Origin of the sequence: Paucibacter sp. XJ19-41, assembly GCF_028462495.1 — a bacterium.
GTDB lineage: Bacteria > Pseudomonadota > Gammaproteobacteria > Burkholderiales > Burkholderiaceae_C > Roseateles_E.
On the sequence record NZ_JAQOWX010000088.1, the window covers coordinates 1 to 23,563 of the forward strand.

The window sequence follows — 23,563 nt, forward strand, 5'->3', positions numbered from 1 at the left end:
CCATTCTCCCGCTGCTGCCCATACAGCAACTGTTCTTCGACAAGGTACTGCCCAGGCGCGATCATTGGAACCAGTCCGTGCTGCTGGGGTGCGAGAGCCTTCTCGAGGCCCGGGCACTGCGCTCGGCGCTTCAAGCCGTCGTGCGGCATCATGCCGCGCTGCGAACGGCCTTTCGTCAGGACGAGCGGGGCCAATGGAGTCCAACCGTCACCATGCACGCGGACGTTCCCGATCTGCTGTGGGAGCGCCATGCCGAGAGCCAGGACGATGTCGCTCCACTTTGCGATGCAGCCCAGCGCAGCCTCAGTCTGGTGGATGGCCAGGTGTTCCGCGCGCTCTTGATCAGCTTGCCAGACGGCGCTTCACGGCTGCTGCTGACCGCGCATCACCTCGTGGTGGACGGCGTGTCATGGCGCATCCTGCTGGAAGACCTGCGGACGGCATACGACAGTGCCGTGTCCGGTGGCAGTGGGATAACGCTGCCGACCCGTACTACTTCTTATGGCCGCTGGGGTTGTCGTCTGCGGGCACATGTCGAAGGGGGAGCCTTTCAGAAGGATATGGCGCATTGGCGCGCGCTGGCGGGAACCCCGGCCCAATGGCCTGCTGCGTACGAGGAGGGCTCGTCGGCAACGGCCCACGCGACTCGTGCCGCCTTCAAGTTGAGCCCGGCACTGACGCAGCAGTTGCTCAAACAGGCACCGAGCGCTTACCGCACTCAGGTCAACGACCTGCTGCTGACTGCACTGGCGCGCAGCCTGTGTCGTCGGCGCGGTACTGGTTCTTTCCTGATCGATCTGGAAGGTCATGGTCGGGAGGATCTGTTTGACGATGTCGACAGCAGCCGTACCGTGGGCTGGTTCACCAGCGTCTTCCCTTTCCGGCTGGAGGCGGAGGATGACATCGGCGACACCATTCGCCGCATCAAGGAATCTCGGGCCACCATGCCGCACAGAGGCCTGAGTTTCGGTGCGTTGATCCAGTGGGGAGCGCAGGCAGATCGCGAAGTGCTGACCAGCCTGCCGCGCCGCGATATCGCCTTCAACTACCTGGGTCAGTTCGACAGTCAGCGTGATGTTCGACCGGATGTCGGAGCCAACGGCAGCAGGGCCGGCGATCACTGGTGGGCAGCTTCGGAATCTGCGGGGCGATCCAGCGATCCGGGGAGCAGCTTCAGTCATGAGTTGACCCTCAACGGCCAAGTGATCGATGGAGTGCTGAGCATGGCCATCGACTACAGCGCGGAGCGTCATGACGCCGCGAGCGTGGAGACGTTGCTTGCGGATGTTCAGGAGGAGTTGCTGGCTGTGATTCGGCACTGCGCGAGCGGTGTCAGCGGCGTCAGCCCCTCGGACTTCCCGCATGCCGCGCTGTCCTTGGCTACCCTGGACGACCTTGTCTCCCGCACAGGGCGCCCTGCGGCCGACATTGAGGACATTTACCCTCTGACGCCTGTCCAGCAGGGCATGCTGTTCGACGCTCTGCTGGAACCCGATTCTGCGGTCAACGTAGTGCAGACCCATGCATTGTTCGACCATTTCGATATCGACCGACTGCGGATGGCATGGGCCACTGTGGTGGCCCGGCATGCCGTGTTGCGTACTGGCTTCTTCTGGTGCGGTACGGATCAACCTCGCCAGATCGTTTTCCGGGGCGCGACGCTGGATGTCGAGCGGCTTGACTGGCACGGCCGGTCCACTGCCGTGGCCGAATGGGAGGCCTTGTGTGAGCAAGAGTATCGGCGGGGCTTCGACCTGGGCCAGGCCCCGCTGATGCGTCTGGTGGTCGCCCGCGTGGATAACGGCCATGACCGGCTGGTCTGGACCTGGCACCACCTGTTGATGGATGGCTGGAGCATGTCACGCCTACTTGGCGAGGTCTTTACCTTGTATGGCGGAGGCACACTCGGTTCTGTCGGTCCTGCATTCGCCGAGCATGTGGCCGCAGCCCTGCGTCTTCGCGAAGACGACGAATCCTATTGGCGCAGCATTGTGGGGGCGGACAGGCAGATCACCACGCTGTTGGCGGGCTCGCCCTTGCGTTGTCTGGGACGACAAGGGCATGCCGCCGAATCGCTGCGGCTTGATGCCCCGAGCACCAAGCGCCTGCAGGCCTTTGCTACCGTCCAGCATGTGACGCTCAACACGCTGGTGCAGGCCGCCTGGGGGCTGGTGCTGGGGGCCCATACCAACCAGGAGACCGTGACCTTCGGAGCGACCATGTCGGGGCGTTCCGGTGAGCTCGACGGCATCGGCGCGGTCATGGGTTTGTGCATCAATACCCTGCCCATTGTGTTCACGCCCGATCCGGCGCAAACCGTGGGGGATAGCCTGCGTCAACTGCTTGACCACAACATGGCGCTGCGCCAGCGAGAGCAGGTGCCTCTGGGTTCGATACAGCGCTGGGCGGGTCAGCCGGGTCAGCCCTTGTTCGACACATTGCTCATATTTGAGAACTTCCCGGTCGATCAGGCCCTGCTGCAAGGCGTGGGGGCATCGTTGCGGGTGCATGAGCTGGCGAACCGTGGGGCGACCAGCAGCCCGTTGACGCTGGTCGTCATTCCGGGGGATGAGCTGTTGTTGACCTTCGAGTACGCGCTGGGTGCCTTCGATGCCCCGGTTGTGGCCGATCTGCTGCGACAGTTCATCGGCACGCTGAGCGACTTGGCGCGGGATGCCGGGCGATCGCTTGGCCAGGTGTCGGTACCGCTGCCGACCGTCGATCTTCGGCGATATGTGCGAGACGAGACCTTGCCGGCGATGAGGCATGAGATACCGCGACAGGGATCGGATGCCACGCGCGAACGCCTGCACAGCCTTTGGCGCGGCATCCTGGATGTCGCTTCCGTGGACGATCGCGACAACTTCTTCGAGCTGGGAGGCGACTCGCTTGCGGCGGCGCGGCTGGTGGTAGCCTGGAATACGCTTTCAGCGTTGCCGGATCCAAGAGCGACGCTGGCCTTGGCGACCGTGTTCGCCCATCCCGTGCTGGCGGACTTGGCTCGAGCCATTGATGGAGGGCACGAGCCGGAACCGGATCACGCGGTCGGCACACATTCGAATCGGGCAAGCAGTTCGCGCGCGGGACCGCGGTTGTTTCTGAGCCCGGCTCGACCGTGGCACAGCGGTGAATATCGCTCATTGCTGTCGGCTCTCCAGGGGCGCCATGAGGTGATGACTTTCGCTGGTGGCGCGCAGACGCGGGACGAGGTCGCCTGGGCCGCAAGCTCGGTGCGTGAACTGGCGGTACGCCAGGCGAGCTTCATCCGCCAGCAGGGGGCCGGCAGACCCTGCTGTTTGCTTGGGTGGTCAGTTGGCGGCTTGGTGGCGCTGGAAACCGCTCGCCTCCTGCGTAACCATGTGCCCGTAGCATGGGTGGGTCTCGTCGATCCTTCGAGCTTCCCCGCTTTGCGAGCGATGCTCGCGCAAGGGCGTTCCTTTCTGGCGCAGGAACAGCGTATGCCGCAGGAAGAGACGCTCGGGCGTTGGCTGACCGAACGTTCGGGCATGTCGGCGCACTGGGCCATGTTGCTGGCTGGCATGCAGACGATAGAACGAGAGGTCTTCCTGGCTCAGGTGGTCGCAGCTCATGGCCCAGACGGTATCCACCTTCCCATCGATGGTGCGGGGCAGGGCAGTGCCGAGCGGGCGCTATGGAGCGAATTGAATTGTCTGAGGCTCGGGGCTGCTTACCCCTTGCCCGACGACATCCAGGCCGAGATACGGGTCTGGCATTCAGAGAGCGCCGTCGAAGGGTCAGCAGAGATGGTGAATCGATACAACGGTCGAAGCACGCTGGTAGTGGGGAGCGGGCACCTGGACGTGCTCGACTCCCCTGAGCTTCATCGCGAGGTGTTGGCGGCGCTAGATTCGGTAGCGCTTGATGCATTGCACGACTGATCCTGGTCACCGGCCCTCCGCTGTACAGGCCGGGGGCACAAGGCACGCCCTCGGGCGCGTGCCTTGTGCCACCAAATCACCAGGCCGGTCAGCGTCAGCCCCGTCACCAGCAGGCCGATAAGGCTGACGGCGACACGCCAGGCCACGCCGCCCACATGGGCCATATGCAAGGCCCCCAGCCAGTTGCTGACGGTGTTCCCCATCGCGCCCCCGGTGGGCAACCATTGGCCGCGCCAGACCCCGGTGTCGGCATCGATCATCACGGCCGTGTTGCCGGTGCGTGCACGCAGATCCAGGCTGCTGTGGACCATGTAGATGTAGACGCCGCGATGCCGGTTCAGCATCAGACGCTCCTCGGCGCTGATGCTGAAGCCATGCCGACCGGCCATCTCATGCATGACCCGCTGGGCTGCCCGATGCGCCTGCTGCCAGTCGAGCCGAGGGCGCTGCAGGGGCTCGGTTCGGGCCGGCACGGCATCCCACGAGTCATCGAAGCTGAACGCCAGCGCCATGGTCGGTCGGTAGACCGGGTCGCGCAGATTGAACATCACGCTGGACCAGGCAAACAGCAGCAGCACCGCCCACAGCCACAGCCCGCCGGCGCGATGCAGATCATGGTTGGCGCGTTGCCAGCCCGAGCGCCACTTGATCAGCCAGGCTTGCTTCCAGCGGGGCAGGGCCGGTCGGCCGCGCGGCCAGGTCAGCCAGGCGCCGACGAAGCAGTCGACGGTCCAGAGCAGCGACACCAGGCCCAGCAGCAGCGTGCCCCATTGGCCCGGCAGGGCCAGTGAGTGATGCAACTTGAACAAGAAAGGCATCAGCTGGCTTGGCGCCAGGCTGATGGCCGTGCTGGAACGGTGGCCCTGGATGCGGCCGTCGTGGGGGTTGACGAAGACCTCGTCATGGTCGAGCGCCGGGCCGCTCGCCCGAAGCATGACCGTCTGCCCCGGCTCGACGCGGAACTGGACCGCGTCCACCCGAGACGCGGGCGGCAAGGCCTGCTCGGCCAGCTCCCTCAGCTGGAAGGGGTCGAGCAGGCCGCCAGCCGCTGGGTCGGCCAGCCGCAGCTCCGGCGCCAGCCAAGCGTCGAGTTCTTCCCGAAACACCAGCGCGCTGCCGGTCAGCCCGGCCGTCACCAGGAACAACGCCATGAGCAGCCCGGCCCAGCGGTGCGCCAGCACGAAGACCTGGCGGTCCAGCCGGAAGCGAGATTTCATCGCCTCAGAAGCGGTACTTCGCGCTCAGCGTGAGGCTGCGCTCTGCGCCGGGGTAGTAGCCGCCATAGGCGCGCGAGGCCACATACTGCTTGTCGAGCAGGTTGGCCACATTCAGCGCGAAGCGCCAATGCTGATGTTCGTAGCGGAGCGCGGCATCGACCAGCGTGAACGAGGCGGTGGTCTTGGTGTTCGCCGCATCGTCATAGCGCTTGCCCACATAGCGCAGGCCGGCCCCGAAGCTCAAGCCCTGCAGGAGGCCGTTCAGTGCGTAGTCCAGCCCGACCGACGCCAGTTGCCGCGGCACCTGGATCGGTGTCTTGCCCAGGTCGGTGTTGCGGCTCTGGGTCACCTTGACGCTGTTGAAGGTGTAGGCACCGTGCAGATCGAGTCCCTGTAGCAGGCGTGTTTTGGCTTCCAGTTCCAGGCCCTTGGAGCGGATCTCACCGGTCTGCAGATAGTCGTCGATGGCCGGATCGTAGGTTTCGACATGGGTCTTGGTCAGATCGAACCATGCCGCAGTGAACAGACTCTTGCCATCGGCCGGCTGGACCTTGACCCCAATCTCCCATTGCTTGCCGCGGGTGGGCTTGTAGGGATCGCCGGCCGAGGTCTTCAGGTTTTGCGGCACGAAGGATTCGGCATAGCTGATGTAAGGCACGACGCCATGGCCGGCCAGATAGCTCAGGCCGGCACGGCCGCTGAAGGCATGGTCGCGCTGGCTGTCCCTCAGGCCGTTGCGACGGTTGTGTGAGCGGGTCTTGACGACGTCGTCGCGCCCGCCCAGGGTGAGCACCCAGCGCTGATCGAACTTGATCTGGTCCTGCAGGTACAGGCCAAGCTGTCGCGTGTCGATCGTGCGGCTGGTCATCAGCACATCGGCGCTCGGAAAGACCACGCCATAGGCGGGGGCGTCCAGATTCAGCGCAGGCGTCGTCCCCGGTACGGCGTGGAATTCCTTGTAGTCGGTACGGGCGTCATTCCAGTCCAGCCCCGCCAGCAGCGTGTGCGTGACCCCGCCGTGGCCAAAGTTGGCCTGCACATGGGTGTCCATCGCGGTCTGGCGCAGGCTGTCGTCACCATGGCGGGCGCTACGCGGCAGACTGCCGCCCACCAAGGCGCCAGCCTGGTTGATATAACGGTTATCCACCGATGACTGGGCATAGCGGACGTTCTGCCGCAGTGTCCAGGTCTCATTGAAGCGATGCTCCAACTGGTAGCCGAGTTGGGACTGGTCCTGTTCATAGCGCAGGTACTTCGGGTCGCCGCGCAATAGGCCGGTGTTCTGTCCGTTGCGGACCACGTAGAGCGAGAAGCCCTGGCTCACATTGCGCTGGGCCTCGGCCCGCAGCGTCAGCGTGGTGCTCGACGAGGGCGTCCACATCAGCGACGGTGCGAAGTAGACGCGTTCGTTGCCGCCTCGGTCGCCATTGGCAAACTTGAGCTGGTTGTCGGTGTCCAGCGCCAAGCCCACCAGGCGATACAACAGGCTGCCCTCGGCGTTGAGTGCGCCGCCGATGTCGGCTGCGATCTGCTTGCGTCCATAGGTGCCGGTCTGGACCTCCACTTCGCGCAGCGCGTTCACGCTGGGGCGTTTGCTGATGCGATGGATGGTGCCGCCGGCCTCGACCTGGCCATAGGTGACCGAGGCCGGACCGCGCAACACCTCGATGCGCTCCAGGCCATAGGTTTCGGTCTGGAAGTTGATCCAGGTGCTCTGGGCCAGACGCAGGCCGTCGACCAGGGTGCTGGTGTCATTGGCGTCGAAACCGCGCATCAAAGCCCATTCGGTGCCGCGCGTCTCGACCCCGTAGCTATCCACGGTGACGCCGGGCACATAGCGCAAGGCCTCCATCACGCTCTGGGCGCCGCGTGCATCAAGCTCGTCCCGGCCGACGACCGAAATGGACTGCGGCACCTCAAGCAGGGCGGTGTCGGTCTTGGTGCCGCTCACGCTGCGGCCGGCCACGATGCCGTTGACCGGTCCCAGCGCCTCTTCCCGGAAAGCCTGGGCCCTGACCTTGACCTCGGGCAGGGTGCCCTCGTCCAGTGAGGCGGGGGCCCTGTGTACGGTCAGGTCGCCGCTGGCCGAGGTTTGAGCACTCAGGCCCGAGCCGGCCAGCAATCGATCAAGGGCTTGCCTTGCGTTCAGCCGGCCCGACACCGCGGGGGCCGTCTTGCCGGCCACCAAATCCCCGGCGGCGAACACCTGCACGCCGGTCTGGCTGGACAGGGCCGCCAGCGCGCTAGACAGGGTTTGTGCCGGCAGCTTGATATCGAAACTCTGAGCCGGCTGCTGCTGGGCGAGGGCGGCGGGATGGTAGCTGCTGGTCAGGCTGCCGAAGGCGGCGGCGAGGGCCAGCGTCAGCAGGCGCTGATGGGTCGAGAACAACATGATGAACAGGGACTCCGTTTTCCATTGAGTGATTGCGTTGGCCGCCGGCGATGTGCGTGGGGCCGTCACTAAGGGAGACGTTTCAGAACGGAAAACAGAGACAGTTAATGAGAACTATTTTTATTATTACTGTTGTGCCAGTTGAAGAGACCTGTTGCACTGTTGACGCAGGCACCTGTCTGGCAGGCTCGTCGGTCTGAAGTAAAGCTGGGGAGCGCGGGTTGGGCGGTGGGGCAGGCGGGCGCTACTGACGCACAGTGGACCGCAGTTCGATCCTGCCGTCGGTCCGGGCCACGATGCGCAATGGCAAGATGGACGGCAGGGCTTGAAGCAGGCTGGCCGAGTCATCTGCCTTGAAGCGCCCGGTCAAGGGCAAGGCGGCCACCTGCGGGTCGCCGGGAATGATTGCGTGCGTCCGATGCGCATTGATGGCTGGTAGGGCTTCGTCCAGCCGTATATTGTCGAAAACCAACCAACCTTCACGCCAGGCGCTGGCCAGTTGTGGGTTCAAGGTCGAGCTTACCGGGCCTACCAATCCGTGGCGCAGCGTGACGGCTTGGCCGGCTCGCAGATCGACGGACGATTGCCCTGGGTCGCCCGACTGCTGCGAGGGCTGAAAGCGGACATGCCCGTGCTCTACATGGATGGAGACAGGCCCACCCCGATCCTTCACCGTAAAAGCGGTACCCAACACTGTCAGCGTACCGACGCGGGTTTCGACGATGAAGGGGCGGCTGGCATCTGGCGCCACGTCAATACGGGTTTCGCCCTCGAACAGCGTGACCACGCGCTGGTGCCGATACAGGCGCACCCGCGCACGGGTTTTGGCATTGAGATCGAGCCGGCTGCTCTCAGCGCCTTGATCGAGGAGATCGACCGATCGAAGTTGAGCCGTGCCGGTCTCATAGCTCTGTTCGGAGACGGGTTGGCGCCAGTACCAGGCGCCGGCCGTCCCCGCCAGCACAGCACAGCCGGCCATCGCCGTCAGCGTACGCAAGGCTTGGCGTCTGCCCACTGGCGCAACTGCGGGCTCATCAAAGCGGTCGCGCAACTCGGCCACCATCCCGCCCAGCACCTGCCATCGGCGCAACGCTTCGATGGCTGCGGCTTCGTGGTCAGGCGACAAAGAACGCCAGCGGGCCAAGTCCTGACGCGCCCGCTCGGCGACTTCAGGGGCCTCGACCTCGGCTTTGGTGATCAGCCTGAGCCCATGCTCGATCAGGCGTTCGGACGGCTTCAGTGGCATGTCAGCATTGCTCAGTGATGCTCTTCCGCCAACATCGGTGGCATCCTCGGTCGAAAAGACGGCTCGGGGGTGGCAGGCAACTCATGACTCAGTTCTGCGAATGCGCGAGCACAGTCTAGGGTGGCCCTGACCACATGCTTGGCGACCGCTGCCTCGGTGATCTGCAATCGCATGGCAATCTCGGTCTGCGTGTGGCCATGAGCGCGAAACAGCAGGAACACTTCCCGGCGCCGTGGTGGCAATTGCTCCAGCTGAGCCACCACTCGCTCGACCAACTGTCGGTATGCCGCAATATGCTCGGTGGAGAGCACGGCCTGGCCGGTTTGCGTGGCCTTGCGGTCATCCGCCCATGCTTGAACCACCTGTCTGTGACGTGCCTGATCGATGCACAGATTGTGAGCCGTCCGGAACAGCAAGGCCCTGGGCGACTCTACAGCTGTGGTGGCATCGGGCGAAGCCATCGCATGCTGATAGACCTGTTCGAAGGTGGACTGCGCAATATCGGCTGCGTCGTCAGGATTGCGCAGCCTATGGGTCAGGTGCCGCAGCAGGTCCCGATAGTGAAGTAGCAAGTCACGAATGAGATCGGGCATCGCGTCTTCCCTGTTATAGGAATTTTAAATGAGAACTATTCTCAAATTATGACGCATGCGGCAGACGCATCGTTTCTCCTGGGGTGACCGTTATGTCGCCAGCGCCAAGTGTTTGGATTCTTCATAGAGTGCCCGATGGCCGTCGCGGGCAAAGTCTGCCAAGGCTTCGCCCAGCACTTGGCTGATCTCCCCGCTGCGCACCGAGGTGACGGACAGCAGCGTGTCGCTGAGCCCGTGGGTGGATTCGGAGCAGCCCTGCAGGAAGATGCTCGGCAGGACGTGGGCGGGCGTTTGCAAGCGGTAGTGGCGGTCCACCGTGAAATCGCCCAGATGCGCTGACAGTGGTGCCAGCAGGCTCTGATAGGTATTTCGTACATAGCCGGTTGCCAGCACCACGGCATCGTATGAAGCCACGCTGGGCTGGCCGGCGTCCAGATCGACCAGAGCTAGCCCTATGCCTTGACCGTCTGCAGTCGCGCGCTGGACTTCATGCTGGCGGAGAAAACGGTGACGTAGCGAGCCTGCTACCTTCTGGCGGTAGAACACGTTGTATATCTGCTCGATCAGTGCGAGGTCAGGCGCGGCGTAGTTGGTGTTCATGAACTCATCGAGCATGGCTGCACGCTCGTTGCCGGGCTTGTGGAAAACGTAGTCGGTGAACTCCGGATTGAAGATCTCATTGACGAAGGGGCTGTCATCTGACGGCTTGATTGAGCGAGCACGTGTGATCAGGTCCACATCGACCCCTCGACCATGGAGGTCGAGGAAGATTTCGGCAGCGCTCTGGCCGGCGCCGACTACCGCTACCTTGTTGATGGCGCCTTCACTCAGCACACGCGTGATGTTGCTCAGATAGGCGCTCGAGTGAAAGACACGCCCATGGCCCTTGTATGACGCAAAGGCCTGCGGAATGTTGGGTGCGCCGCCCACTCCGATCGCTAGCGAACGAGTCAGGCGCTCCCGCATTCCCAGGGTGCGGGAGCGAGAACGGACCCTGAGCCAAGCCACTGTGTCGCCTCGCATCTCGGGAAGGATCTCAATGACATCTTCGTCATAAGCGCACTGGCTTGTGAAATGGGAAGCAGCCCAGCCCAGGTAGTCGTTGAACTCGTGACGGCTTGGATAAAAAGTCTTGAGGTTGATGAAATCCTGAAGTCTGCGACGGGCGTGCAGGTAGGCCAGAAAGGTGTACGGACTGGCGGGGTTGCGTAACGTGACCAGATCCTTCAAGAAGGAAATCTGCATATGGGTATGGTCGAGCAGCATGTTCGGGTGCCACGCGAAAGATGGCTGGCGCTCGATGAAGAGGCTGTCAATGGGGGCGCTGTCCTTGCTGCGCTCCTGCAGGGCGATGGCCAAGGCCAAGTTTGAGGGGCCGAAGCCAATACCAATCAGATCGTGGATATGCATGGTGCGTCCTTCCCGGAATAGGGGGTGATCAGTCCTGATGGGCCGGTGCATCGGGCCGGGGGTGCCATAAGGCGTCGCCGAAGAAGCGTTCACGCAGCAGCATCACGAGCGCCGCGCGCTTGTGTGGGAAGTCGAAGTCCTTGATTCGTGCGTAGCCGCTCCGTTCAAGGTTGCGTATCTGGCGGTGATGATCGATACGAGGTTCGCCCACGATGCGCTGCGTGCGGCAGTCGTCGAGGAACAGGTAGTGCGCGATGGAAGGAAACCACGCCGTGGCGAAGGGCTTGCCGCGGAATGAACTCTCTCCGATGAGCACATGCCAGCCTCGGTCGTAGTCATGCGCGTCGTAGAAGGGGGCAATGCGGTTTTCCTTGGCCCAGTACACCTCGAAATAGCCAAACGGATGGTCGTCGAGGCAGGCGATCAATGTCTGCATGTGCGGGTCGGCGGCGATACCCTCGAGGTAGGCGCGGTGTTTGGCGAGATCGCCTTCTTCTTGCCAGAAGTGAGCTACCACGGGATCGTTCATCCAGCGATTGAAGAGATCCAGATCGCGCGAGATGTCCAGAGAGCGCAGCGAGAGTGTGCGGCCCAGCCAGGGTATGTGACGCTGGTAGAGCGTGCCTTGCCGTTTTTGCGGTCTTCGCGGGTGGCGTTTGCCATCTGTCATCGCGTACTGCAGGGGGTAGGGCAGGGTGGGGGCGGGCAACCACATCCGTGCTTGCTGCCAGAACATGTCGCGACAGACCTGTGCGACTCCGGCCTCATCGGCCTGATGAGCAAGGACATCTGGTAGCAGGGTTCCAGGGGCAATCAGCTTCAGCATCGGGGCATCGGGACGATGAGCCAGTGCCACCTCGACTGCTGCCAGTACGTCATGCGGTGCTGCCGGCGATTGGAGCTCTCCGGCTGGGCTCAGGATTGGCGCAGTAGTGCTGCCTTCGAGTCGCCATCTCGAACGCGCAATGCCCTCGGCATCACGGAGTACGACCGTGCGGCCATCGATCAGTGCATTCAGCCGCATGCCGTCCGGCCTGCAGACCATGACATGTTCTTCGAGAGGGACTCGCATCTTGATCGCCTTGTTCTTTGTTTGCCTGTCTGACACGACGAATGACGAGGCTGCTTGTTTAGTACTTGTGGCCGGGCGGCGGGGGTAAACAAGCGAGCGACTCAAACGTCTCCTTGATCAAGACATCACTTACATGGACGGAGCTTGACGATGTGGAACAAGGTTGCGGGTGGGGCGCTTGCCCTGTTGGCATGTGTGGGCACACCAGCTTTGGCTGAGGGTGTGAGGCCGACGGATCCGCTCGTGCGGCTGGAGGCCCGCACAGGGGCTACATTGCAATCCGCCGTCGAGATTCGACGGACAACCGACGGTGTGCCTCATGTGAAGGCAACCAGTTGGCGCGACCTGGGGCACGGTCATGGCTACGTGCAGGCGCAGGATGCACTATGCACCTTGGCCGATGGCTTCGTGACGTTTGAAGGTCGCCGTTCCCTCTTCTTCGGGCCATCGGAACGCCCCGCCTACAACGCCACTTTTGGACGTTCATCGAACCTGGAGCTGGACATCTTCTTCAAGGCATTCGCGGGCAGCAGAACGACGGCCGAGTACCGCCGCCACCAGCCCGGCTCGCTCAACGAGATGATCGATGGCTTCGCTGAGGGCTATAACCATTACCTGGCGGCGGCCCGGGCGGGGCGCGTTTCTCCCAAGGCATCGCCCGCCTGTTTGCAGGAGCCTTGGGTAAGGGCGATCACGGGCGAGGACATCCTGCGACGCATGGTGGCGGCCAACCTTGCGGCAGGCTATGCGCATTTCATCCCCGAGATCGTCAAGGCCGGCCCGCCCGGAACACCATCGCTTGCCTCGGCGAACTCGCTACCACCGGCCTCATCCCTGTCGGATCGCCTTTCCATGCGCGTCGGCGAACAGGCCGGGCTGGGCAGCAACGTGCTTGCTATCGGGGGCGAGGGCACGGGTGGAAGGGGATCGGTTCTGTTCGGCAATCCGCACTGGTTCTGGGGAGGCCCTGACCGCTTTTATCAGGTGCACCTGACTATCCCGGGGCAGGTCGATGTGTCGGGTGTCTCCTTCCTCGGAATTCCTGTCGTCATGATCGGCTTCAACCGAGATGTGGCCTGGAGCCACACCGTTTCAGCGGCGCGCCGGTTCGGTCTTTTCGAGCTGGCATTGACGCCGGTACAGCACACGAGCTACCGCTACGACGGTGCCGACCATGCGATGCAGACCCTGTCGGTCAGTGTCGAGGTGCGCGATGCGACGGGTACCCGCCATGTCAACCGAACGCTATACCGTACCCCGCAGGGGCCGCTGATCGACTTGGGCGGGCAGCATCCCGCCTTTGGCTGGGCGGCGCAGAGCGCAATTGCGATACGAGATGTCAACGAAACCAATTGGCGCATCTTCAGCACCTACTTCAAATGGAGTACAGCACGGTCGTTGGACGAGTTTGTGACCATCCAGCGCCGCGAGCTGTCCATGCCTTGGGTTAATACAGTGGCTATCGGGCGCGGCGACAACCGTGTCTGGTACGGCGACGTGGGCGCAATACCCAATGTTCCCGACGAGCTACGGACTACCTGCACGACGCCGCTGGCGCAGGCCTTTGCAGGACTCGACCCCTTCACACCCTTCCTGGACGGATCACGTTCGATGTGCGAATGGCGCACCGACGCCAGCACGCCTCAACCAGGAATCTTGCCGGCCGAAAAGCTGCCTGGCCTGTTCCGGACTGACTATGTCGCAAACATGAATGACAGCTACTGGCTTGCCAATGTGCGGCAACCGCTCGAGGGCTATGCTGCCGTCCTGGGGGGTGAGCGGCAGGCGCTGTCGCTACGTGGTCGGGCGGGACATCGCATGGCCGGGGTGTTGCTGAACGGCGGCGCATCCACCTCGTCGCAGCTAGCCCATCGCCTCATGCAGGAGGTACTGGCCGCGCGCGCGCATTCCGCTGATCTGTATAAGGACGAATTGCTGGCGCGGGCGTGCGCCAAGGGGCTGGTGGACTGGTCACCTGCCAGCCCGGCTGGCGCTCCCCAGGTTCCTGCCGCGCGCCGGGTCGACGTTCGGCAAGCCTGTAACGTGCTGCGCCGTTGGACCAACACGGCGAATGTGTCCGATCGCGGTGCTTTGCTGTGGGATTCCTTCTGGCTGGGTGTGGCGCGTATCCCGGCGAGCGAACTCTATGCTGTGCCTTTCAGCGCCACCCATCCCTTGGAGACGCCCCGAACGGTCCGGGCCGATCCCCGCATCGCACAAGCTCTGGCTGCAGCCGTGGTGACCTTCGCTGAGCGTGGCTGGGCGTTGGACGCGACCCGTGGCAGCCACCAGTTCGCGCGCACAGAGGGGCGGCGTGTGCCAGTTTTCGGTGGTTGCCACTTTGCCGGCTACTTCACCGTCGCCTGTACGGAGGGAGGTAGCTACGAGCTAGGCCCGCCGTCGGAGGGCAACAGTTATCTCCAGGTCGTCTCATTCCCGCGCCAAGGTGTGGACGCTTTCACCGCACTGGCACATGGCCTGCGCGAGACGGCAGTTACCAACGGCTCCGGTGGTGATGCGTTGCGCCGCTATGCCCGCAAGGACTGGCTGCGCCTGCCTTTCGAGGACCGCGACATCGACCGCGATCCTTCCCTCGATAGAACCTGGCTGCGTCCCTGAAACGACCAGTCCGATCCAACCCATCGGAGGCTCCGTGCTGGAATATCTGATACAACAATCCAAGCGATTGCTCTTGGCGGCAATCGCCGCGAGCGTCGTGTCGGGCGTCGGCAGCGTGCTGCTGGTGGCCTACATCAACACGGCGCTGACGGCCGATGCATCAGAGCGCATGGATCTGGCCCCCATGTTCGCTGCCATTGCCGTGGCGGCCATGTTGGGGCACATGCTTGCGTCGGTGTGCTTTGAGCGCCTCAGTCAGAGGGCCAGTGCCGAGGTCCGCCGTTTTATCTCCGGCAAGGTGCTGTCGACCGACTTTAGGAGACTGGAAGAAATCGGCGGCGCCAAGATTCAGTCGGCGCTTTCGGAGCACAGCGCCAAGGTGGCTGAGTTCTTCGTCAGTGTGCCAGCCATCCTGATCAATGCCATCATCGTCAGTGGCTGCTTGGTCTATATGGCTTACCTGTCGTGGCAAGTGTTTGTTGCGGCCGTCCTGGTGATCGGGCTGGGCTCAGCTGGGTACCACTTGGCTCACGTGCGTGCTATCAAGCACCTGGAGCTCGCCTCGCACGAGCAGGACCGGCTGTTCGGTCACTTCAAGGCTCTGGTCGATGGTGCAAAGGAATTGCGGCTCAATCGTGCCAAGCGGACCACCTTCGCTGACGACGTGCTGGGCCGTTCGATCGAAACCGTGCGTGAGCAGAGGACGCTGGGCATGTCGATCTTCATGGTGGCCACCAGTTGGGGCAGCTTTCTGATCTACGCGTTCATCGGATTGGTGCTATTTGTCTTGGTGGCCGACGTGCCCGACCGCGCCCGGGTGATGACGGGCTTCGCACTGGTTTTCGTCTACATGACCACGCCCTTGGAGGCTTTGCTGCTCAACTTGCCTCGGGCCAACTTGGCGCGAGTGGCTGCGTCCCGCATTGATGAGATCACTCGCGAAATGGGGGAATCTTCGGGCGGTCCCACCAGTTCGCCGTTGGTTTGGCCGCCGCTTCTTGCTTTCAGGAGCCTCGAACTGCGAGGAGTGCGTCACCGCTATTACCACGAAGGTACGGATGATCTATTCACCCTTGGTCCTGTCGATATGCGGTTCGAGCCCGGGCAAATCACATTCTTGGTCGGCGGGAACGGCAGCGGCAAGACAACGCTCGCCAAGCTGATCGTCGGCCTGTACGTGCCTGAGGACGGCGAGATTCGTCGCAACGGAGAGATTGTGGAGGCCTCCCAGAAGGATACCTATCGCCAGACCTTCTCAGCCATCTTCTCCGACTTCCATTTGTTCGATCATCTGCTGGAAGGCCATGAGGCGGATCTGGACGAGAGAGGCAATCGGCTGATCGAACGACTGCACCTGCACCACAAGGTCCAGGTGCGCGATGGAGCATTCACTACCCGCGCCCTTTCGCAAGGACAACGCAAGCGCTTGGCGCTAGTTGCCGCATGCCTCGAGAATCGACCTTTCCTCGTGTTTGACGAATGGGCAGCGGATCAAGACCCCGTGTTCAAGGACGTCTTCTATCACGAGGTTCTGCCTGAGCTGCGCGCGCAGGGAAAAACCGTACTCGTCATCTCGCACGATGATCGCTACTTCCATTTGGCAGATCATCTGATCAAGCTAGAAAGCGGACAGATCGTTGGGAACGCAGCCCCTGTGACTCAAGCAACAGCGCAGATAGCTTAAGAAGGAGGGAAAGAGCCAACTACTGCTGCTTCGCTCCCTCGGTCAGGCGACGACCGAGCCCGATGGCATACGGGGCTGCACGGGCGGCAATCATTGGATCGGCGGATGGCTCCACGCCCTTGGGAAGGACCATGGGGTTGTAGGTAATGGTGAGGCAGGCGCCGCCGCCGTCCTCGGCCACCGAGGTGACTTTGAGCAGTCCCAGATTGACCTTCTTGCGGCCTTCTGGCAGCGGTACGGTCGCGCTGTCGATCTTGTCGCCGGGCTGAGCAAGTTCCAGGTTGAAGTGGAAGGCGACCTGGCCCTCCTTCACGCGTTGCCTGAGGTCCTCGAACAGGAAGCTCGGCCCCTTGGCCTTGGCTTCCTCGTCGCTCAGGCCTTGCACGCCGCCCACCGGTTCGAAGATCCATTTGCCGAACTGTTTGGCGCCGCCGGCGTTGACAAAGCCGAAGGCGCTGACGCCCCAGTAGTTGACGCTGCCGAAGCTGGCCGGCACCGGCTGCGACGCATAGTACTTGCCCTGCAGCAGCACTTCCGGGTTGGCATCGGTGAAGGCCTTGACCTTGGCCGGGTCAGGCATCTTGGTGCTTGGGTCGGGCTGGAGAGAAGCTAGCCGCCCGAAGAACTGCTGAGGCGTCGAAGCCCCGAACACCGGCGCCGAGATATTGCCCTGCTGCCACTGCTCGCCATCCGGCAGGTTGAACTGCAAGGCCATATTGCGCTGGGACCTGGCGTTGTCGGGTGCCTTCGGGTTGGCGCCGCCCACCGAGAAACGCATCACCACCGGCACCGGCCTGCCGCTGAAGGCCGAAGCCGTTGACAGAGCCCGCGCCTCCGCCGTACCTACGAACTCGCCCATCGCGCAGATGCCCTTGGCGCCGGAGCGGCGGTAGCCGTCGAACTTGCCGAATGTGGACTCGAACTGATTCAGGAAGGTGTTCGGGTCGACCGGCGCGACTGCGGTGGACTGAGCAACGGCGATGGAACTCAACACGACGGTAGCCGCGGCAACAGCCACGGCAGAAAGAAGCAGCTTTGGCATGGACGAAGCTCCTGAGGCTTTGAGGGTTTGGGCGACAAGACGAGCCGCTGGCCTTGCAGGGCCTCTGCAGCGCGTCGACCAGTAGTCGAGCCGGGTGCGTTGAACTTACACAGTGCCTCGAAAAGTGTCCAGCGCTGTACTGACCCCTTCTCCATCGGGCCAAACATGGCTCGGTATAGTCATGGTGTGCGCAAGTTTCTCGCCATCGCCGCTTTGCTCCTCGGTTGCTTGTTCGTGGTTCAGTCCACGATGGCAGCCTCTGCAGGCTATAGCGATTGCTGCACACATGGATGCGAGGGGATGGCAGCGTGCGCACGCTTGAACTGTCAGGTCTGTGCCGTGCTGCCGGCAGCCCCTGCACCCCGAGAGCACTCTGTCGTTTTCGCGGATTCGCGTGAGCGCCCCGGTGCGGGAGAGCTCCTGCCACCGGCGCCGTTCGCCGAGATTTGGACGCCCCCTGATTAGGTGTGTAGTTGACGTCAATCACCACTACTCATTCATAGAGGAATCCAAATCATGAAATCGAAGCTCCTGAAAATCTCTGCCGCTGTCGGCTTGCTTTCTATCTCTGCCGCCGCTCTTGCGGCGAACAGTTGCTGCGGTGATTTCGCGGCATGCTGCCTGGAGATGCTGGCCTGCTGCTTCTAAGGTCAGGCTGAACTACGCCGTTTCGGCTCAGGGCCGGCGCCCATGGCGCCGGCCCTTTTTGTTGCCTTTGCAGGTACGTCTCGGACAACTTGCCGGGTCTCGAATTTCATCCCGCCAAGGCCCAGATCGTCTGACCAGAGCGGAGCGCCTTCGACTGCCATCAGTTGAGCGGGCTCGACTGGGGGCCTGACACGAAGAATGTCTCTCGGTTCGGTCTCAGCTGGACCCTCGCTGGCTACGCCGTCGGCCCAGAGGCCGAGATCGAGAATCCGTTGCGCCCCTGGCTCTTCACGACATACAACGCGCGGTCCGCGCGAGCCAGCAAAGCGTCCGCTGTGGTGTCTTCGCCGTGATCGTAGGCGACGCCGATGCTCAAGGTGACGTCGAGTTCGGTCATGGCATCAACCGCAATGCGCCGCTCCATGGAGCTGTTGATCTTCCTGGCGACAAGGATGGCCGTTGCCTCGGACTCAAGATCCTCCAGAAGTACCACGAACTCGTCGCCAGCAAAGCGCGCAACCGTGTCATGCTTGCGGACACAGGCCCGCAGCCGGTTAGACACCTCCTGCAAGACGGCATCACCTGCAGCGTGACCATGCGTGTCGTTGACTGCCTTGAAGCGGTCGATATCGATGAACAGCAGACCAACACCCCTTTCGTTCCGCTTGGCACGCGACAGCACCAATGGCAACTGTTCGGTGAAATAGCGCCGGTTGTGCAGTCCGGTCAGGCTGTCGGTATGCGCCAGCAGGCCCAGCATCTCTTCAGTTTTCTTGAGTTCGGTGATGTCGGCGCTTACCGCATAGACGCCCGCCACGGAGCCATCCTCATGCAGATCCGGCACATACGAATTCTGAAACGCCTTGGTGCCGACAACTGTCTCCCGCTCGGACACGAACTCGAGTGTTTCGCCATGCAGGGCTCGATCCAGGTAGTCCAGACGACTTGTGTAGAGGCTCTCGCCCCAGAGCTCACGGATGTGCTTTCCTTCCGCCTGCGCCCAGGCCTGCCCGAACCAGCGTTCACAGGTGCCATTGGCAAAGGTGACGCGCAACTGTGTGTCGAAGTGAACGAGCAAAATTGGAACGGCGTTGCTCAAACCACGCAGCAGCTTCTCACTGCGTACGACGGCTTGATTGCTGGCCGCCAGCTCGGCTTCACGCCTGTGGGCGGTCGTGATGTCGCGCAGGTTCACCGCGACGCCGTCGCCCACTGGCACCATATGCCGAGTCACCCGGATGCGGCCGTCGTGATCGGTGCCCAGATCGAGTTCGGCCACCTGGGCCTTTCGCGTCGCAACGACCTGGCAGAACTCGGTGAACCACGGGCTTGCCCGCTTTGTACCGAGCACGACGGACAGTGGCCGGCCGAGCAGGTCGAGACCCGCTCGGCGCAGCCATCGGCAGGCACGATGGTTGGCGTGCTTGCAGACGAAGTCAATGAGCTCGCCCTGTGGGTCACGGACGGCTTCGAAGATCAGGAAGGCATCGAGCTGGGCATCCGAGGCGGCGGTGAAGAGTGCGCTTGATCTGGCGGCCTCGCGCCTGCTGCGGTCCAGCCGACGTGCAGTCAAGAGAACCGGAGCAAATGCTGCGAGCAAGAGCGCAGAGGCGATAGCGAATGCGAGCAGCACCGCCGTGCGTCGCTCGTAGAAAGGCGCCAGCACTTCCTCTTGCGCCAGGGCGACGGTGACAAACAGGCCGCTGAACCGGTTGCCCTTGAACGCGACCAGCCGGGGCACCCCATCGAAGGTGCTGTGGGTAGCAAAGACTCCTTCATAGCGTGCCTCAACAGCCTGCGCCAGGGCTGATCCCTGCACCGTGTTTCCGAACGTGAACTCCTTGCCTTTGCGCGAGACGCGCACCACGCCGTCACTACCGATAAGGGCCACGATGCCTTGCTTGCCCAACTGTGCCTCCGAGTAGTAGGTGGTGAAGTCCGAAGGATCTACTGCGGCCACGACGACACCTGTGAACGCGCCATTTGCATCGCGACGGGCGCGACTGATATGCACTCGCCACTGCCCGCTGTATCTCCCGACTGAGGGAGCACCGACATACAGTCCAGTCATCGAATTGCTTTGATGGACCTGGAAGTAGCCGCGATCAGCCGCTGTACCCCCTGGCTCCCCCTTGGCTGGCTTGGCGCTGCTTGCAATCACCGCGCCAAGGGCATCGGTGAGATAGAGGCTGCGAATCCCGGCCTCCTGAAAGTTGGCTTTCTTTGACAAGCGCTCAAGGTCGCGCTGCAGTTCTTGCAGCGACTGCTGCTCCGCAAGGAGCGTGAGTATCAGATCAATCTGGGACAGGTGCCGGTCTACAAAGGCATCGTAGGCTTTGGCGGCTCCACTGGCCCTTTGCAGGCCTTCGAGTTCGGTACGCTCATGGTCTGCTTGGATAAGAAAGGCGCCAGCACCCCACATGGAGGCCATCAAAGCACAACACGTCAGAACCAGGCCGTGTTTGAGCCTGCGGCCGGAGCGCAGGATGATCGCCATGAAAGGCTCCGTTCTTTTTGGCTTGGCTGATTCAAAGCCAGCAAACCGCCCCAACGTGGTGGTTGCTACGCATTTTCCTCCAGGTCGAGGTGGCCGGCCAGCAATTCACGGTCTGCGTCTTGACATGGAATGCCGGTCAACTGACCCGAAAGCGCTGATCGCGCCGATCAGGAGCGCCGGGGACGTCGCGGACGAACGCTGGTGGCCTGGCGCCGCTGAAAATCAGAAGGTCCGAGACTGAAGGACTCAGGGTAGTGCCGCTGCAAACTGGGTCTCGGCATGGCTCAACAGCTCGGTGCTCAACTCGCGATAGTGAGGCGAAGCGGGATCGCTGAGATAGCCTGTCCAGGCGCTCGACGTGCAGGCATTGGCACCGAGGCCGCGGTTGAAAATTGTCAGTGCCACTGCAGGGGGCAGGCCGGATGAGGCGACGAGTTCTCGCAGGCGCTCGTTGTTGGAAATCGAAGTCATGGCGGGATCGTAGCGGCAGTCCGACGATGGCTGTTTCTCGGCGGTGTCCGGCGTCGTACTTCAGCTAGCGACCGTTCCGGTCCTCACTCCCGACAAACTCGAGACCCGATGTGATGAGCAACTGATCTATTGCACCAGGTGAGGTGAACGCAGCCGGACAGGCTGCTGCCGGTGCCCTAAAAAATCTTCTCCAAGTTTGTCGAAATCGAGGTGGTGTGCGTGTCATCCCATTGAGAAGCGAGCAGGTGAATGCATCCCGCGTCATCGCTGCGCGACTCTCATCAGGAGCGTGATATGCAGACAATGATCTTGGAGACAAGGGCGGCGCAGCGGCCAGCCTGGTTGTGGTGGGCATCCGTCGTCGGTGTGTTGTGGAATATGTATGGCGTCTATCAGTTTTTTGGTAGCTTCACGCAGGCTGGCCAAGCCGCCATGACGGCTGGGATGACACCGTCCCAGGCTGCCTTGTACCTGGCGCTGCCGGGTTGGATTGGTCTGGGTTTCGCCATCGGCGTGTTCGGTGGGCTCGCCGGATCGATCTTGCTGGTGCTGCGCCGGCGGCTCGCCTGGCCCGTCCTTGCGGCATCATGGGTGGGTTATTGCTTGCTGTTTGCTGGCGATGCGTACTACGGCGTGTTCGCGGCTATTCCCAGCCAGTTGGGTCTTCTGGCCGTCGTCGTGCTGATCGCTGCTGCGCTGCTGGGAACGTCCTGGCTCGCCGGCGCCCGTGGCCTGTTGCGCTGACGACCGCTCAGTGTTGGAACATCTTGAAAGGACAATGACCATGCAATACATGCTTTTGCTCAACGAGCCCGAGGCCGAGTTCGCCAAGCGTAATGACCCTGAGCAGGCCGGCGCCTATTGGGGCGGTTGGAACGCTTTCATCGGCGCGATGGCGCAGGCCGGCATCATCGTCAAGGGCGATGGTCTACAAGGTCCGCAGACGGCCACGACCGTGCGCATCCGCGACGGCAAGCGCCTGGTGCAGGATGGTCCCTTTGCCGACACGAAGGAGCAACTCGGCGGCTACTTCGTGATCGAGGTGCCCGATCTGGACGCCGCGCTGGAATGGGCAGCGCGCGCACCCTCAGCCTCCAGCGCTTCGGTCGAGGTGCGTCCCGTGCTGCCGCCGATGGCACCCCCGGTGGCCTGACGATGCGGGCCGCGCGCGATGCGGCAGCAAGAGCGGCACGGGCCTCCTATGGGCGGCTGTTGTCGCTCCTGGTCGCGCGATCTCGCGACATTGCCGCAGCGGAGGATGCGCTGTCGGAAGCGCTGCTCGCCGCCCTGCAGGCCTGGCCCGCCAGCGGCGTGCCTGACAACCCTGAGGCTTGGTTGATCACGGCCGCGCGCAACCGGCTGAAGAACGCGGCGCGCCACCGTGGGGTGATCGATGCCTCGGCGATCGATCTGGCGCTGCTGCAGGACGAGCTTGCACCAGAGCCCGGCGAGTTGCCCGACGAGCGCTTGAAGCTGCTGTTTGTCTGCGCGCACCCCGCCATAGACGAGGCGGTGCGCACGCCGCTGATGCTGCAGACCGTGCTCGGTCTGGACGCGGCCCAGATCGGCGCGGCGTTTCTCGTCGCCCCGGCCACGATGGGGCAGCGCCTGGTGCGTGCCAAGGCCAAGATCAAGGATGCGGGCCTGCGCTTTGAGCTGCCAAACGCCGAAGACATGCCTGAGCGCCTGGGCGATGTGCTGAACACGATCTACGCGGCTTACGGCCTGNCCTGCGCTTTGAGCTGCCAAACGCCGAAGACATGCCTGAGCGCCTGGGCGATGTGCTGAACACGATCTACGCGGCTTACGGCCTGAGCTGGGACGCCGTGGCCGGGGCGGACACCGGTGCGCGCGATCTGGCCGACGAGGCCTTGTTTCTCAGCCGTCTGGTGGTGACGCTGCTGCCAGCGCAGCCCGAGGCGCGCGGACTGCTGGCCTTGCTGCTGTACTGCGAGTCCCGGTGCGCCGCGCGCCGTGGCAGCGACGGCAGCTTCGTGCCACTGAAGCTGCAGGATGCGCGGCTGTGGTCGCGCGACTTGATCATCGAGGCCGAGAATCACCTGAGCACCGCATCTCGATCGGGCGTGTTCGGTCGCTACCAGTGCGAGGCGGCGATCCAGTCGGTGCACGCGCAACGCGCGCTGACCGGCCGGACTCGCCATGATGCGCTGGCCACGCTGTACCAGTTGCTCGCGACGCATTGCTCCAGCGTCGGTGTACTGGTCGCGCAGGCTGCTGCGATGGTCGAGGCGGGCGAGGCCGCGCAGGCCCTTGCCGTGCTGCAGCGCTTGGTTCCGGCCGAACTGGGCAGCTATCAGCCCTATTGGGTGACGCTGGCCAACGCCTTGGTCGCGGCTGGGGATCGCACCTCGGGCGCTCAGGCGCTGCAGACTGCGATCGGACTGACGGAGGATGTCGCCATCCGGGCCTTTTTGCTGAGCTCGTTGCAGGCGCTGCTCCAACACAATGGCGACGCCACCGCTTGAGGGTCCTGCAGTGAGCTCTTGCTTGGCAGCCTTCGCGCCTCGGTGGATGGCCTATGACACGCAGCTCATGGCGTCGCGTGCTGTGAGCTTTGCATAGAGCAGACCGCCGATCACCGAGCCGGTGGCCATGGCCAGCAGGCCGGGCAGGTGCCGAGTGGCATCGATGAACACGGGCATCGATGCGACCGCGTCGACAGCGCGCACGGCGGCCACCATGCCGGCCCCGGCCGCCGCTGCCAGCAGCGGGCTGCGCCTGGCCGGCCAGCGGCGAGCCAGCAGGGCTGCCA

Annotated in this window: 19 protein-coding genes; 9 read left to right on the top strand and 10 right to left on the bottom strand. The window is 63.2% G+C overall.

From position 1 onward, the window contains the following. Positions 1 to 14 precede the first annotated feature (14 nt). Positions 15 to 3,899, top strand: a complete 3,885-nt coding sequence (locus PO768_RS20245) for a condensation domain-containing protein (RefSeq protein ID WP_272647512.1) — start codon at positions 15 to 17, stop codon at positions 3,897 to 3,899. Here the strand turns inward: PO768_RS20245 and PO768_RS20250 are convergent. From PO768_RS20250 to PO768_RS20275, 6 genes are all read right to left on the bottom strand, one after another. Beyond that, entirely contained in the window at positions 3,842 to 5,116 is a 1,275-nt protein-coding gene (locus tag PO768_RS20250; RefSeq protein WP_272647495.1) for a PepSY-associated TM helix domain-containing protein, read from the bottom strand. The genes PO768_RS20245 and PO768_RS20250 overlap by 58 nt on opposite strands. Positions 5,117 to 5,120: 4 nt before the next feature. After that, a complete protein-coding gene (locus PO768_RS20255; protein ID WP_272647496.1) occupies positions 5,121 to 7,508 on the bottom strand; it encodes a TonB-dependent siderophore receptor in 2,388 nt (795 codons plus the stop codon). A 244-nt stretch (positions 7,509 to 7,752) separates the two neighbouring features. After that, a complete protein-coding gene (locus PO768_RS20260; RefSeq protein WP_272647497.1) occupies positions 7,753 to 8,754 on the bottom strand; it encodes a FecR family protein in 1,002 nt (333 codons plus the stop codon). Between the two features lie 11 nt (positions 8,755 to 8,765). After that, a complete protein-coding gene (locus tag PO768_RS20265; protein WP_272647498.1) occupies positions 8,766 to 9,347 on the bottom strand; it encodes an RNA polymerase sigma factor in 582 nt (193 codons plus the stop codon). A gap of 90 nt (positions 9,348 to 9,437) precedes the next feature. Continuing rightward, the gene (locus tag PO768_RS20270; RefSeq protein ID WP_272647499.1) at positions 9,438 to 10,757 is read right to left on the bottom strand and encodes a lysine N(6)-hydroxylase/L-ornithine N(5)-oxygenase family protein; all 1,320 of its coding nucleotides are present in this window, start codon (positions 10,755 to 10,757) and stop codon (positions 9,438 to 9,440) included. A gap of 28 nt (positions 10,758 to 10,785) precedes the next feature. Continuing rightward, on the bottom strand, positions 10,786 to 11,829 hold the full coding sequence (locus PO768_RS20275) for a GNAT family N-acetyltransferase (protein WP_272647500.1): 1,044 nt from the start codon (positions 11,827 to 11,829) through the stop codon (positions 10,786 to 10,788). 150 nt (positions 11,830 to 11,979) lie between these two features. Here PO768_RS20275 and PO768_RS20280 point away from each other — a divergent pair, with 150 nt between their 5' ends. After that, the gene (locus PO768_RS20280) at positions 11,980 to 14,448 is read left to right on the top strand and encodes a penicillin acylase family protein (RefSeq protein ID WP_272647501.1); all 2,469 of its coding nucleotides are present in this window, start codon (positions 11,980 to 11,982) and stop codon (positions 14,446 to 14,448) included. Between the two features lie 34 nt (positions 14,449 to 14,482). After that, complete coding sequence (locus tag PO768_RS20285) at positions 14,483 to 16,132, top strand: cyclic peptide export ABC transporter (protein WP_272647502.1); 1,650 nt, start codon at positions 14,483 to 14,485, stop codon at positions 16,130 to 16,132. Positions 16,133 to 16,151: 19 nt separating this feature from the next. Here the strand turns inward: PO768_RS20285 and PO768_RS20290 are convergent, their stop codons facing one another. Further along, on the bottom strand, positions 16,152 to 17,174 hold the full coding sequence (locus PO768_RS20290) for a catalase family peroxidase (protein WP_272647503.1): 1,023 nt from the start codon (positions 17,172 to 17,174) through the stop codon (positions 16,152 to 16,154). A gap of 516 nt (positions 17,175 to 17,690) precedes the next feature. Here PO768_RS20290 and PO768_RS20295 point away from each other — a divergent pair. After that, the gene (locus PO768_RS20295; RefSeq protein ID WP_272647504.1) at positions 17,691 to 17,822 is read left to right on the top strand and encodes a hypothetical protein; all 132 of its coding nucleotides are present in this window, start codon (positions 17,691 to 17,693) and stop codon (positions 17,820 to 17,822) included. A gap of 235 nt (positions 17,823 to 18,057) precedes the next feature. Here the strand turns inward: PO768_RS20295 and PO768_RS20300 are convergent, their stop codons facing one another. Next, positions 18,058 to 20,319: a bifunctional diguanylate cyclase/phosphodiesterase gene (locus PO768_RS20300; RefSeq protein WP_272647505.1), complete on the bottom strand. Its 2,262-nt coding sequence runs from the start codon at positions 20,317 to 20,319 to the stop codon at positions 18,058 to 18,060. On the opposite strand from PO768_RS20300, the gene PO768_RS20305 reads away from it, so the two are divergent. Then, a complete protein-coding gene (locus tag PO768_RS20305; RefSeq protein ID WP_272647506.1) occupies positions 20,318 to 20,560 on the top strand; it encodes a hypothetical protein in 243 nt (80 codons plus the stop codon). The two genes, PO768_RS20300 and PO768_RS20305, sit on opposite strands and share 2 nt — an antisense overlap. A gap of 5 nt (positions 20,561 to 20,565) precedes the next feature. Here PO768_RS20305 and PO768_RS20310 read toward each other — a convergent pair whose 3' ends face one another. After that, positions 20,566 to 20,790 (bottom strand): hypothetical protein, encoded by a 225-nt coding sequence (locus PO768_RS20310; protein WP_272647507.1) that lies wholly within the window; start codon positions 20,788 to 20,790, stop codon positions 20,566 to 20,568. Between the two features lie 294 nt (positions 20,791 to 21,084). Between PO768_RS20310 and PO768_RS20315 the strand changes: the two genes are divergently transcribed. From PO768_RS20315 to PO768_RS20330, 4 genes are all read left to right on the top strand, one after another. Then, positions 21,085 to 21,534: a hypothetical protein gene (locus tag PO768_RS20315; protein ID WP_272647508.1), complete on the top strand. Its 450-nt coding sequence runs from the start codon at positions 21,085 to 21,087 to the stop codon at positions 21,532 to 21,534. 40 nt (positions 21,535 to 21,574) lie between these two features. After that, complete coding sequence (locus PO768_RS20320) at positions 21,575 to 21,943, top strand: YciI family protein (protein ID WP_272647509.1); 369 nt, start codon at positions 21,575 to 21,577, stop codon at positions 21,941 to 21,943. A gap of 2 nt (positions 21,944 to 21,945) precedes the next feature. After that, entirely contained in the window at positions 21,946 to 22,578 is a 633-nt protein-coding gene (locus PO768_RS20325; RefSeq protein ID WP_442953261.1) for a sigma factor, read from the top strand. Beyond that, positions 22,572 to 23,276: a DUF6596 domain-containing protein gene (locus PO768_RS20330; RefSeq protein WP_272647511.1), complete on the top strand. Its 705-nt coding sequence runs from the start codon at positions 22,572 to 22,574 to the stop codon at positions 23,274 to 23,276. The genes PO768_RS20325 and PO768_RS20330 overlap by 7 nt, the downstream gene beginning before the upstream one ends. A 51-nt stretch (positions 23,277 to 23,327) precedes the next feature. Here PO768_RS20330 and PO768_RS20335 read toward each other — a convergent pair. Continuing rightward, positions 23,328 to 23,563 (bottom strand): hypothetical protein (locus PO768_RS20335; RefSeq protein ID WP_442953262.1); only part of this gene is annotated, 236 nt, incomplete at its 5' end.